Source organism: Trinickia diaoshuihuensis (assembly GCF_003390925.1).
GTDB lineage: Bacteria > Pseudomonadota > Gammaproteobacteria > Burkholderiales > Burkholderiaceae > Trinickia > Trinickia diaoshuihuensis.
The window spans coordinates 188984-202245 of record NZ_QUBS01000048.1 but is presented as its reverse complement, the minus strand read 5'-3'; the positions used below and the strand labels follow the sequence as shown (position 1 = coordinate 202245).

The 13262-nt window shown below is 63.1% G+C and carries 12 protein-coding genes; 4 read left to right on the top strand and 8 right to left on the bottom strand.

From position 1 onward, the window contains the following. Positions 1-284: 284 nt before the first annotated feature. The 7 genes from DXT59_RS11170 to DXT59_RS11140 form a co-directional block, all read right to left on the bottom strand. On the bottom strand, positions 285-1226 hold the full coding sequence (locus tag DXT59_RS11170; protein ID WP_116136962.1) for a copper resistance D family protein: 942 nt from the start codon (positions 1224-1226) through the stop codon (positions 285-287). After that, positions 1226-1609: a copper homeostasis periplasmic binding protein CopC gene (gene copC, locus DXT59_RS11165; RefSeq protein ID WP_116136961.1), complete on the bottom strand. Its 384-nt coding sequence runs from the start codon at positions 1607-1609 to the stop codon at positions 1226-1228. Before copC ends, DXT59_RS11170 begins: the two co-directional genes overlap by 1 nt. Before the next feature lie 64 nt (positions 1610-1673). Further along, positions 1674-2021, bottom strand: a complete 348-nt coding sequence (locus DXT59_RS11160; RefSeq protein WP_116136960.1) for a copper-binding protein — start codon at positions 2019-2021, stop codon at positions 1674-1676. A gap of 66 nt (positions 2022-2087) precedes the next feature. Then, positions 2088-3383: a multicopper oxidase family protein gene (locus DXT59_RS11155; RefSeq protein ID WP_116136959.1), complete on the bottom strand. Its 1296-nt coding sequence runs from the start codon at positions 3381-3383 to the stop codon at positions 2088-2090. A 2-nt stretch (positions 3384-3385) separates the two neighbouring features. Continuing rightward, the gene (locus DXT59_RS11150) at positions 3386-4819 is read right to left on the bottom strand and encodes a TolC family protein (protein ID WP_116136958.1); all 1434 of its coding nucleotides are present in this window, start codon (positions 4817-4819) and stop codon (positions 3386-3388) included. After that, positions 4816-5109: a hypothetical protein gene (locus DXT59_RS11145; RefSeq protein ID WP_205417405.1), complete on the bottom strand. Its 294-nt coding sequence runs from the start codon at positions 5107-5109 to the stop codon at positions 4816-4818. The genes DXT59_RS11150 and DXT59_RS11145 overlap by 4 nt, the downstream gene beginning before the upstream one ends. A gap of 91 nt (positions 5110-5200) precedes the next feature. After that, positions 5201-5617, bottom strand: a complete 417-nt coding sequence (locus DXT59_RS11140) for a hypothetical protein (protein WP_240324475.1) — start codon at positions 5615-5617, stop codon at positions 5201-5203. Between the two features lie 201 nt (positions 5618-5818). On the opposite strand from DXT59_RS11140, the gene ahpC reads away from it, so the two are divergent. From ahpC to DXT59_RS11120, 4 genes are all read left to right on the top strand, one after another. After that, positions 5819-6382 carry an alkyl hydroperoxide reductase subunit C gene (ahpC, locus tag DXT59_RS11135; RefSeq protein WP_116136956.1) on the top strand — a complete coding sequence of 188 codons (564 nt, stop codon included), beginning with the start codon at positions 5819-5821 and terminating at the stop codon, positions 6380-6382. Between the two features lie 101 nt (positions 6383-6483). Next, positions 6484-8082, top strand: coding sequence for an alkyl hydroperoxide reductase subunit F (gene ahpF, locus DXT59_RS11130; protein WP_116136955.1), 1599 nt, complete (start codon positions 6484-6486; stop codon positions 8080-8082). Between the two features lie 284 nt (positions 8083-8366). Beyond that, on the top strand, positions 8367-8816 hold the full coding sequence (locus DXT59_RS30555; protein WP_240324474.1) for a hypothetical protein: 450 nt from the start codon (positions 8367-8369) through the stop codon (positions 8814-8816). Positions 8817-9058: 242 nt separating this feature from the next. After that, a complete protein-coding gene (locus DXT59_RS11120) occupies positions 9059-11635 on the top strand; it encodes a two-partner secretion domain-containing protein (protein ID WP_240324473.1) in 2577 nt (858 codons plus the stop codon). Here DXT59_RS11120 and DXT59_RS11115 read toward each other — a convergent pair. Beyond that, a complete protein-coding gene (locus tag DXT59_RS11115; protein WP_162878040.1) occupies positions 11632-13206 on the bottom strand; it encodes a flavin monoamine oxidase family protein in 1575 nt (524 codons plus the stop codon). The genes DXT59_RS11120 and DXT59_RS11115 overlap by 4 nt on opposite strands. Positions 13207-13262: the final 56 nt, after the last annotated feature.

Sequence of the window (13262 nt, the reverse complement as noted above, 5' to 3'; positions counted from 1 at the left end):
GGCGCGGGGGCGGCGGCCGGCAATGCGATGGGCGGCCCGGCGGGCGGCATCATCGGCGCGGCGGCGGGCGGCGGGGCCGGCTCGGCATTGGGCGGCCACATCTCGCGCGCGAATTCGTACGAAGCCGACTATCGCGGCCACCGGGGCCGGCGTCATCACCGCCACTATCGCGACTAATCGGTCGCCGCGCGCGGCCCACCGAACATAGGCAGCCGCGCGCGGACGCCGAGACGCGCGCAAAGCGATGCGCGCATCCCGGCACCACATCGGCGAACCCATCGCCATCAAGTCGTTCCCGGCAGCGGACTCGACGCGAGGACCGCCGCCGCGATGACCACGCCAAGCAAAATCACCGACTCCACGTGAAGCACCGCGCCGAACCGGCGCAGCGGCCGCAATGCGTCCGCCGCTGAGGACGCGCGCAAGGTCGCCAATAGCTTCGGCATTTCGAAGAAGCGGTTATGGCCGCCGAGCGCCGCGGCAACGAATACCAGCGCGAGTTTGATCAGGAGTATCTCGCCATACGCCGAACTCCACAGGTTCGCGGGCGTGCCGACGCCTCTCAAACCGTTGTACGCCCCGGTAACGAATAAGACGATCAGCGCGTACGTCGAGGTATCTGAAAGCGATTGCACGAACGATGCCGCCCGCCTCCCCTCATCGCCGGGCGCATCGTGCAGACGCGGCATGACGACGTAAGCTGTCACCCAGACCAGTCCCACCCACGCGCTGATCGCGAGCAGATGCAACCAGTCCAACCAAGCGGGCAAAGCGAAGATCCCCGTATCGACGGAATGCCCGCTATTGCTGCGCGCCAAGGCCGCCCCTGCCAATGCGATCCAGACACCGAAGCCGATGCGCCGCTCGCCGCTCGGGCAGCGAAACGCGATCACGGCAACGGCCAGCGTAAGAAGCGCACCGATCGACCAGGCGCGGCCGAACGCGGTTGCCTCGATCATCGACCGGACCGCGGGCCCGGCATCGAGCAGCGCCGAATCGCTCATCAGCGCGCAATGCGCCCAGAACGCCAGCGCACTGGCGAGCAGTGAAAGCACGGACGCCGCTCTGATCGCATGGATGAGCCGCCGGCCGATTCTCTCCTGCCAGATCGATTCGCCGCGGGCGAGCCATTGACGACTGAGCAGCGCGCCCACGACGACGGCGAAGCCGATGTTCTGGATCGCCACCGATATCAAGCGAACGGTGCCGAGAATCCCCTCGTTCATCACTTCACCTTGAACGTGTACGTGCCTTTGGTCTTGTGCGCATCGGCCGTCATGGCGACCCACTGCACCTTGTATTCCCCGGATGCGAGCTTGGGCACGGGCAGTGTCATGGCGCGCCGATCGGCCGCATCGACGCTCGCCTTTTCTTGCGTGACCGGCGTGCCGGCCGTGTCGGAGAGCTTGATGGAGCTGAACGTCGGCTCCAACGCTTCGTTAAACGTAAGGCGCAGCGCGCCCGGCGCAACGTCGACGGTACTGCCGGGTGCCGGCGTCGCGCTTTCGAGCTTGCCATGTGCGAGCGCCGAGAGCGGTGCGATAGCGGCGATGGCGGCGATAGCGGCCATGACCAGGCCGGCGAGACGTCTGGAAGCGGAAATATTCATAGTCGTTTCATACAAAGGGATCGAGACGGGGACGGCCCTCGAAGCGCGTCCCCACAGACTCACGTCATTGCTTTTGCAGCTTGACCACCGTCAGCGCGCCATCGACTTCGTCGGCGACAAAGTCGATCTTGTCGCCCACCTTGACCTGCGAGAGCATCGCGGGATCTTTGACCTTGAAGACCATCGTCATCCCTTCCATGCCGAGGTTTTCGAGCGGGCCGTGCTTGATCGTCAGCTTGCCCGCCGCTGCGTCCACCTTTTTGATTTCGCCGTGCGACATGCCGTTCGCCGCCGGGCCGCCCTGCTTCATTCCGGCGCTCATGTCCATGTTTCCCATATCGCCCGCGGCGTAAGACATGCTTGAAACCGCCAAGGCGCAACCGATCGCGATCGAAACGAGTGCTTTGTTCATCGTGCTTTCTCCAGAGTTGACGTGATTGAATCGACGGCCGAGCCGAGCTCGGCCTGAGTGGGTAGATCAGCTATCCGGGAGTTCACCCGTGTATTCGTAGGCCACTGTCCCTTTCGGGTGCCGGTACCAACCGGGATCGCGGTAATCGTTTCGCGCGAGACCTTCTCGAACCTTGACGACCGTAAACATGCCGCCCATTTCGAGCGGGCCGAACGGCCCCGTGCCCGTCATCATCGGCAGCGTGTTGTCGGGCAGCGGCATCTCCATCTCGCCCATCGCTCCGCCCGTGCTGCCCATCGCCATGTAGTCGGGAATCAGCTTCTCGATGCGCTTGGCCAGATCCTTTTGCGGCACGCCGATCAGGTTCGGCACCTGATGGCCCATCGCGTTCATCGTGTGGTGCGATTTGTGGCAGTGGAACGCCCAGTCGCCGGGGCGGTTCGCGGTGAATTCGATCGCCCGCATTTGGCCGACCGCCACATCGGTCGTGACCTCGGGCCAGCGCGCGGACGGCGCGATCCACCCGCCGTCCGTGCCGGCCACCTCGAAGCTGTACCCGTGCAAATGAATCGGGTGATTCGTCATCGTCAGATTGCCGAATCGGATCCGAACGCGGTCGCCCGCGCGCACGGGCAACGGATCGATGCCCGGAAAAACGCGCGAATTGAACGTCCACATATTGAAGTCCGTCATTTCGTTGACGCGCGGCGTGTACGTACCGGGATCGATGTCGTAGGCGGCCAGCAGGAAGACGAAGTCTCGGTCGACCGGCATGACGCCGCGATCTTTCGGATGCACGATGAACGAGCCCATCATCCCCATCGCCATCTGCACCATCTCGTCGGCATGCGGGTGATACATGAACGTGCCGTGCCGTTCGAGTTCGAACTCGTAGACGAACGTCTTACCCGGGGGGATATGCGGTTGCGTGAGACCGCCCACGCCGTCCATGCCGCTCGGCAACGTCATGCCGTGCCAATGAACGGTCGTATGCTCCGGCAGCTTGTTCGTGACGAAGATGCGGACTTTGTCGCCCTGAACCGCCTCGATCGTCGGCCCCGGAGATTGCCCGTTATAGCCCCAAAGATTCGCCTTCATGCCCGGCGCCATTTCGCGCACGACCGGTTCGGCGATCAGGTGAAACTCCTTCCAGCCGTTCTTCATCCGCCACGGCAACGACCAGCCGTTGAGCGTCGCGACCGGCGTGTAGGGGCGGCCGTTGGGCGGCGCGAGCGGCGGTTGCGTGCCCGCGCCGTCCATAGTAGGCGCTTCTGGCAGCGCGGCCGCGCCGGCTTTGCTGACCATCGCGGCGCCTAGGAGCGCGGCGCCCGAGCCGCTTAGAAATTGTCTACGGGACACCATATTCATTGACCTTTCGAATTCGTTGCCGGCACTTGCGGCGAGAGCTCCGACGGCGCGTGCGCGGCGCCGTCGGCCGCGGGCAGACGACCGCCGAGCGCTTGCTCGAGATCCGTCTGCGCCAGCCAATAGCGCTTTAAAGCCTCGATATAGCGGTTGACCGCGCCCGCTTGCTCGCGAGAATCCGCGAGCAAGTCGAACACGCTGGCGAGCATGCCGTTGTAGCGCAGCAGCATCTCGTCGGAGATCGTTTTGCGCAGCGGCACGACGTCGTCGCGGTAGTGCTTGGCCACGTCGTAGCCGATGACATAGGCCGAATACGACTCGCGCACTTCCGATCGCGCGTCGATCGCCGTTTGCGCAAGCCGGTTCGCCGATTGCATATAGATCGCCTGCGCCCGCGCGATCTTGGCGCTGCCCCAGTCGAAGATCGGAATCTCGACGCTGATTTCATAGCCGGGTTCGCGTCCCTTGTCGGTCTCGTAGTTGTTCAGATAACCGACGTCGAGCGCATTGACGAAACGCGTCGCGCGCGTCAATCCCAGCGACGCCGCCACGGCCTGCGTTTGCAGTTTGGCCGCCTGAATGTCGAGGCGGTTCTGTAGCGCATATCGCTCGAGGGCCGCCAGATCGGGGCGATCCTTCGGCAAATCGGGCAGGCGCTCGGGCAACGTATAGCGCGTTTGTTCACCCCACAGGCCCATCGCTCGCGTCAGTTTTTCGCGCGCTGCCACGGCTTGCTGCCGAGCCTGCGCGAGTTCGGCGGCCGACTCCGTGTAGAACGCCTGCTCTCGCGCGTAATCGAGCTTGCTGAAATTGCCGGCTTGACGCATGCGCGAGGCCAATTCGGCCCCGGCCTCGGCGGAATCGCGCACCTGTTCGGCGTAGACGGCCGCTTGCTGGGCCGCCACCGCCTCGATGTACGCGCGCCGCGCATCGGCGGCAACCTTGAGCATCGCGTCGGCCGTCGCGAGCTTGGCCTGCTCGAAGCGGCGCTGCTCGATATGCGCGGCAAGCGGCAGGGTCAAGATGCCGAGGACATCCGCCGAAATCGTTCGGCCGATATTCAGATCGCCGTTGCTCGCCCGGGTACGGCTAAACGTGAATCCCGGATTGGGCAGCCGTCCGGCTTGGACGAGATCGGCTTCCGAAAGCCCGAGCTCGGCGTATGAAGCTTGCAGGCCGCGATTGTTCAACAGCGCGACTTGCACCGCATCGTCCATGGAAAGCGGTTGATCGAGCAACGCCTGCGTGCGCTTGGTCGCCGCGTCGCGGTCGGCATCGGTCTTCACGATGACCGCTTCCCGGCCGAGCCGGTCCTTGGCCGTTGAAGACACCGTATCGAATCCGCCGTCTTTGGAAAAGCTTGCGCAGCCGCCGAGCAAGGCCATGAGTGCGACGCCCGCCGCCACTTTCGCGCAATGGGATCGTCGCATCATGGCGTGGCGGCTCCGCGCTTCGAGTGGTCTGGATGACTATGGCCGGGCGGCTTATCGCCATCACCGTGTCCCATGCCGGATACGGCGGGCTTGTTCCGTACCGCTTGGTTCAGTTCCTGCCAAGTCGGATTGTCCGCGTCTCGATAGGGGCGGTAGGCGTCGAAGACCGAGGGGACGGTAATGGCCGGGACGGTGGCTGCCGCCTCGGCGGGGTCGGTCGGAGCCGAGGCGCGCACGAACGCCGGCAGACTAGCCGCCGCGCCCAGCAGCGCTGCTGATAGAAGTCGCATAGAAGTTCTCGTCGTGGATCATCCGGCGAATCCATACGGAAACGCCGGGACAAACGCCATGGCGCGGCCGGCGATCGGCCGCGATGGGGGACTAGACGAGAAGCTTGCGGGGAGGACGTTCGATTCCGCCGGTCAAGAACGACACGACGCCGGCGGAAGAAGGAATACGGATGGCGACAAGGAGGTTGCCCGCGGGGACCGCAACGGCGGAAGCCGACGGCATGCCGGCGCCGACGCAGCACGACACGCAACTGGAACAGGCATGCGAATGGCGGCTACCGTCGTGATGATGCTCGCCGCCCACGGATGCGATCTGCCGCATCTCGTGGTGGTGTTCGGCGACGCCCAGGTCGAGATCGAGGTGCGACGTGACGCTGTGGCCAGCATCCGCCGGTTCGGCCGCGCATTTCATCAGGACGGCCGCGTACGACTGAACCGGGAGGCTCAGAATCAACAGCACGACGATGAGGAGTTTGCGCCAATACGACATGGGAGCGGAGTCTAGCATGAGCTCGACGACCTGATAAAGGACCAGCCATAACGAGCTAGAACAAAGCGAGGACGACGCGGTCTATCCGCGGCTATGGGGCTATTAGCCTCACGCTATCGCTTAGATAGTGACTATCGAATTGCATTTTCCAAAAGATTTCGTCAATATAGAGCCCATCACACGAATCGTTCCACCCAACCCACTGTTCAAGGAAAGTTCATGTCGCTTATCAACACCCAAGTTCAACCGTTCAAGGCACAAGCGTTCCACAACGGCAAGTTCGTTGAAGTCACGGAACAGTCGCTGCTGGGCAAATGGTCGGTCCTGATTTTCATGCCGGCTGCGTTCACGTTCAACTGCCCGACCGAAGTCGAAGACGCGGCGGAAAACTACGCCGAATTCCAAAAGGCCGGCGCTGAAGTCTATATCGTCACGACCGACACGCACTTCTCGCACAAAGTGTGGCACGAAACGTCGGAAGCCGTGGGCAAGGCCAAGTTCCCGCTGGTCGGCGACCCGACGCACCAACTGACGAACGCCTTCGGCGTGCATATCCCCGAAGAAGGCCTGGCGCTGCGCGGCACCTTCATCATCAACCCGGAAGGCACGATCAAGACGATGGAAGTGCACGACAACGCGATCGCTCGCGATGTGTCCGAAACGCTGCGCAAGCTCAAGGCAGCGCAATTCGTCGCCGCCAACCCCGGCCAAGTCTGCCCGGCCAAGTGGAAGGAAGGCGCGAAGACGCTGACCCCGTCGCTCGACCTCGTCGGCAAGATCTAAGCATCAAGCAGCACCGTCAATCGCATTGACGCGCCGGCCGGGCCCTGCCCGGCCGGTATCGAAACACCAAGTCCGTCACTTCTCAAGCATCGAGGATCACCATGTTGGACGACAGCCTCAAGGGCCAATTGCAGGCCTATCTGCAGCGCGTGAACCAGCCGTTCGAACTCGTGGCGTCGCTGGACGAGCAACCGAGCTCGCGCGAACTCGCGGAACTGCTCCGGACCATCGCCGAGCTGTCCGACAAGATCACCGTGCGCACCGACGGCAACGATGCGCGCAAGCCGTCGTTCAGTCTGAACCGTGTCGGCGGCGAGCAGAGCCTGCGCTTTGCGGCCATTCCGCTCGGTCACGAATTCACCTCGCTCGTGCTTGCCCTGCTCTGGACCGGCGGCCATCCGCCCAAGGTCGAGCCGGAGCTCGTCGAGCAAATCAAAGCCCTCGACGGCGACTACAGCTTCGAGGTGTACATGTCGCTGTCATGCCATAACTGCCCGGACGTCGTTCAGGCGTTGAGCTTGATGGCCGTGCTGAACCCGCGTGTGAAGACCGTCGTGATCGACGGCGCGCTGTTCCAAGGCGAAGTCGACGCGCGTCAGATCATGGCCGTGCCCAGCGTGTATTTGAACGGCGAGATGTTCGGCGCGGGACGCATGGAACTCGCGGAAATCGTCGCCAAGCTCGACACGGGCTCGGCACAACGCGAGGCAGCCAAGCTCGATGCCAAGGACGCGTTCGACGTCCTGATCGTCGGCGGCGGCCCCGCCGGTTCGGCAGCCGCCGTTTATGCGGCTCGCAAGGGTATCGACACCGGCATCGCCGTCGAACGCATGGGCGGCCAAGTCAACGACACGCTCTCGATCGAAAATTACATTTCGGTGCTCGAAACCGACGGCCCGAAGTTCTCCGCGGCGCTCGAAGCGCAGGTGCGCCACTACGGCGTCGACATCATGTCGCAGCAACGCGCCGTGGAGCTGATTCCGGCCACGCAGCCGGGTGGGCTCGTGAGCGTTCGGATGGAAAACGGGGGCACGCTCAAGAGCCGCAGCGTCATCATCTCGACAGGCGCGCGTTGGCGCAACGTGAACGTACCGGGAGAGCAGGAGTACAAGAACAAGGGCGTGGCTTACTGCCCGCACTGCGATGGTCCGCTGTTCAAAGGCAAGCGCGTGGCGGTCATCGGCGGCGGCAACTCGGGCGTCGAGGCCGCGATCGATTTGGCGGGCGTCGTGGCGCACGTCACGTTGATCGAGTTCAACGATCAGCTCAAAGCCGATGCCGTGCTGGTGGCCAAGCTCGGCAGCCTGCCCAACGTGACCGTACGCGTGAATGCGCAAACCACCGAAATCACCGGTGACGGAAACAAGGTAAACGGTCTGCGCTTCAAGGATCGCGCGACCGGTGCGGAGCATACCGTTGCGCTCGAAGGCGTGTTCGTGCAGATCGGGCTCGTGCCGAATACCGAGTGGCTCAAGGGCACGGTCGAATTGAGCCGGTTCGGCGAAATCGTCGTGGACGCCAAGGGGCAGACCAACGTACCGGGTGTGTTCGCGGCTGGTGACTGCACGACCGTGCCGTACAAGCAGATCGTGATCGCGGCGGGCGACGGGGCGAAAGCGGCGCTGAGTGCCTTCGATTACCTGATCCGCACCCCCGAGGTGGAAGAGCCGGCTAAGGCCGTGAGTACGGCCGAAGTTTAAACGCCAGACACACTAGACGATATGCCCGCTGATGCGGGCATTTTCGTCTGCTCAAAGAATTTGCCCCTCCCCTCCCGCGTGCAACGCTTTGGTTTGTTGCATCGCAATTCTTGTATCGAATCTCGCATCCCGATCGATCGTGGCTGACGCCGTAAGAACCCGCACCACGCGGCAAGTGCGGATTCCCTCTTGTTGCGGCCGGATACAAACGGTAACGACGTCCTCTTGAATACGCACTGCTTTCTCGCACAATGCGATGGCAGGCACTCGATTAGGGGGACTCCATGAAAACGAAACGTTTGACGCTTTTGGCCGCCGCTAGTATCGCTTTGGCGCTGTCGCCGGTGTCGTTCGCCGGTGGTAACGGCGGCGGTGGTGGCAATGGCGGCGGCGGTGGTGCCGGCGGTGGCGGTGGCGGTGGCGCAGGCGGCGGATCCGGAGGTGGCCATGGCTCGGCCATGGGCGGTGGAACCGGCAGTGCCAAGGGTAATGTCGGCGGCTTATCCGGGAGCCATATGAGCGGGCAGGCACTCAAGAACTCGAACAGCCCAATCTCAGGCGATCGCGACAAGGGTTTGGCCCGCGCCGCGGATCGCTCGGACACGCAAGCGGACCGCACGGCCGATGCCGATTCGACAAGCGCGAAGTCGCATCACGCAACGAAGCTCGGAAAATCGCATGCGCAGCATCGAAGCCTGAAGCCCAAGACGACAGAGCCCTCCGACGGCGCTTGAACGAACGGGCGACGCTTACACACAGGCATTTCGCGCGGATAGCGGGGCCCGCGTTTGCTCGCCCTACGTTCATTCGTAGAGCGCATTTTCCGTTGGCGCGAATCAATGTCATCTTGGCGCCGCTGACGGTAGTTTTTATTGGTACGACAAATAAACTAAGGAACGCCCATCGACCCAGTGATTAATCGGACTCGCCGGCGTGCGATGGGTCCGAGCCTTCCCAAACCATGGGGGTCACTACGATGGCACGTCGTTCCTCGAAGGGGCGTTACCGCCCCTTGTCTCATGCAAGACTACCGGCGCTCGCGCCACTTTTCACCGCCTTGACGTTAGCATTACCGGGGCTCGCGCAGGCAGCGGGCGCCCTGCCCCATGGCGGGCAATTCGTTGCCGGCGCCGGCTCCATCACGGGCAACGCCACAACGGTCACGATCAATCAAGCGTCCAGTCGCGGCATCATCGATTGGAATAGTTTTTCGATCGGCAGCGGCAACCGCGTTGCCATCGCCAACGGCAACGGTGCCACGCTGAACCGCGTCACAGGCGCGAATCCTACGTTGATACTCGGCGCCCTGTCGGCGACCGGCAGCCTCTACTTGGTCAATCCGCAAGGGATCGTCGTCGGCCGCGACGGCGTGGTCTCGACGGGCGGACGCTTCGTCGCTTCGACGCTCGATGTCGACAACGCAGGCTTTATGAACGGCGGCACGCTGACGTTTTCGAAACCATCGATAAGCGGCGGCGCATCGAGCGGAGTGGTCATCAATAACGGCAACATCGGCTCGACGGGCGGCGACGTAATCCTGATCGCAAGCAACGAGATCGACAACGTCGGCACCCTCAGCGCGCCGAACGGAACGGTCGAACTCGGTGTCGGCCAAAAGGTAACCTTGCAAGACTCGACAGTAGGACAGCAGATCGTCGTGGTCGGCGACGGTGGAAAGATCGCGAATCGCGGCACGATCGAGGCCGCGCAAATCAACCTTCAGGCCGATGACGGCAACATCTTCGCGCTGGCCGGCAATCATTCTGTGCTACGCGCGACAGGCACTGCCGTGCGCGACGGTCATGTATGGCTCGTCGCCGGCAACGGCAGAGTCTGGCTGGACGGCACCGTTCAAGCAAGCAATGCGGACGGTAGCGGCGGCACCGTCGATACGGATGCGGTCGATGCGCGTATCGCGGGCGGCCCCATCGTGCAGGCGAAGCAATGGAACATTACCACCGACGCCTTCACGGCCGATGCGCTGACCGCACCTGTGTTGCAAAGCAACCTGGACCGCGGCACATCGATCGACATCAATGCATCCGACTGGACCCGCGACATCGACGTCGCTTCGAGCATCGATTGGAGCGGCACGGCATCGCTGACGCTCACATCGGCCCGCTCGTTGACCCTCGAAAAGGGTGTGACGATCAGAAACAGCGGCGGCGGCAATCTGGAATTGCGGGCCGATTCAGGCGCGAGGGATATCGGCGGCGGCATCGTCAACAACGGCACGATCGATTGGTCCGCCAGTAACGGCTACGTCCGCATGTTCTACGACATGAACGGCACTTACAGCCCTGGTAAGCAGCTTACGAACCCACTGTGGTATCCGGGAAGCCTCAGCGGTTTGCTCACGCAATTCACGGCGTACCAGCTCGTCAATTCCGATACGGATTTGAACCAGGTCTCGAACAATCTCGCCGGCAATTATGCGCTAGGGCAGGACATCGGCATATCCGATCGCTTCTATCAGATCGGCGATACGCTCGATCCGTTCACCGGTCAATTCGACGGCGAAGGCCATACGATCAGCGGCTTGAACTTGGCCGTGGAAGACATGGGCGCGCAGGAGATGATGGTGGGCCTTTTTACGTACATCGGCGAAGGTGCAATCGTGCACGACCTAAATCTACGGGGAAGCGCCGTGCTCGAGGCCTCCGCATTCGCCTTTAACCCCTTAAGGGACACCATAGGGCTACTAGCCGGCTATAACGCGGGAACCATCCTGCGCGTCAACGTTTCGGGGACGGTCCAGACCAAAGGGTTTGGCTACGACGGCGATTTTTCTGTCGCCGGGGGGCTCGTCGGCACCAACGCCGGCACGGGCGTCATTTGGCGCTCATCGAGCAACGTCGCCGCCACCGGCGGCGGAACCGTGGGGGGGCTCGCCGGTGAAAACGACGGCACGGTCAGCGAATCGTTCGCGACCGGACCGGTGCAAACCATCGAATACGCGGGTACCAAGGGCGCGGTGTCCGAAGGCAGACCCGGCGGCCTCGTGGGCTACAACGCCGGCGAAATCGATGACTCGTATGCAACGGGCGCGGTCACGAACGAGTGCGCGGTTGCCTCGTGTAGTGCGGGCGGGCTCGTATACATGAACGGGCCGGCCGGCAGAATCAGCCAATCGTTCGCCACGGGGCCAGTGACCGGTGGAAAGTGGATCAATGGCGACGGCGTCCCGGTCGCTCCGCAAAATTTCGGCATTGCGGCGGAAAACGACGCCATGCCGTCGGTGGGCGTGATTACAAACGACGTCTATTGGAACAAGGACACGACGGGCGCTCAGGTTGGCGTGGGGTTAGGCACGCCGATTTCAAACGCGAACGGCTTGACGACCGCTCAGATGACCAACCCGGCAAGCTTCTCCGGGTGGGACTTCAGCGCCACGGGCGAGTGGGCGTTGCCGGCTGGCGGCAGCCACCCTATCCTGCGTTGGCAACTCGATCCCACCGAGGGAGCAGCCCAATCCGTAGGCGACGTCCGCCGAAGTTCGGCGGCCGCCGCGGATGAGGTAGGCGCACGCGCGTCGATCGGCGATAACCGTTAGGCGGCGGCGCGTGCGCTCACACGTTCGACGAGCGCCGCCGTCACCGCATGGGCCGACAGCACGCTGCCCTCTTGCCAGCCGGGCAGATAGCTGATTTGATCTCCGGCCAGATAGAGCGGGCCATCGGGCCGGGTCAAAACCGGATAGTGGTCGGCTCGGGCCGCGTCGCTCCAGACGGCCCAGCCGCCGTCGGCATAAGGTACCTGCGGCCAGCACAGCGATACGCCATGTTTGACCTCGCTGCGGTACCGCGGATGAATCTGTTCACCGCATCGCAGCGCGCCCTCGATTCGTTCGGGGAAGCTCATGGCGGCGTAGCGCGTGCCGACGCTATCGTCCCGAATATACGCACCGATCACGATGCCTTTCGTACCCATCAAGGCGCCCGAGGGATACCACATCTGGCCGATATCCTGGTCGGTCCAGGAGATGCCGCCATAGATGTGCAGATCCTCTTCCCAGAAGCGCCGGTCCGCCTGGAAGGCAATCTTCGCTGCCTGCGTGTAGTGGCAGCTTTGCATCGCGGCCTGGTGGGCCGGCGAGAAGTCGTTGGGCACTTTGGCGAACGCGGGAAATGGAACGGTGGCAATCGCGAAATCCACGTCGAGCGCGTGCTCCTCTCCCGCGTTGTTTCGATAGGTGACGCGCGCGCGATCGCCGATCTTGCGCAGGCTGGTCACCGGGCTGTCATAGCGGATGTGTTGTCCGATCCGCTTGGCGAAAGCCTGCACGATACGATCCATACCGCCGACCGGCTGCAACATCGTCGCCGCTTGATTCCACTCTTCCGTGAAACTCAAATTCGACTTGGCGAACTCGCTGCTCAACAAGTCTTGTAACGACGCGCGCGGATTCAGTTCTCCCGCGATAAGGCCTGCCCCAGGCGTGACCTGATAGCCGGCTCGGCTCGCACCTGGGTACTGGTATTGCGCATCCAATTCCCCGTAGCCCTTGAGCATGACGAGCAGCTTTTCCTTGTCTTCGGCCGTCAATACGTCGTCGAGCGCTTGACGGTTGACCGCCTTGGCCAGCAATTCGGACACCCAGCCGCGCGCGCTGTGGACGAAGTAGCGATTTTCCACGGGGCTGCGGCCGAACGCGCGGCTTTCATAGATCAACGCACCGCGGTTTTCGTTGACGAACACTTCGAGCGGCACCCCGAACGTCTTGCAATAGCCGATGATCGTCTGGTGGTGATAGGGAATGCGCGCGGGCCCCATGTTGGCGTACAAGTGCGGCTCCTTGTCCCAACGCACTTCTTGCACGCCGCCATATTCCCGCAGGCGGTCACCGCCTCGAATCGTGTGAGACCGCCCGCCCGGGCGGGCGCTTGCCTCGAGCACCGTGACCGTGAAACCGAGACGGCTCAATTCGTACGCCAGCGCGAGGCCGGTGATGCCCGCTCCGATGATCGCAACCGAATGCCCCTTCCCTACTCGATCGGACAGTTCGTCAACGCGCGGAAGGAGCGGCGCACGGCTGCTCGCGTGGGCCGGTACGTTCAGCAACCCGAGTCCGGTCATGGCGGCATAGGTCGCACCCGCGCCGGCGACGCGACCCAGGTTTTCCAAAAAATCCCGGCGCCTATTGCTATGGGCGCGCGGCTGTTGCGTGTCTTCCGACGAAG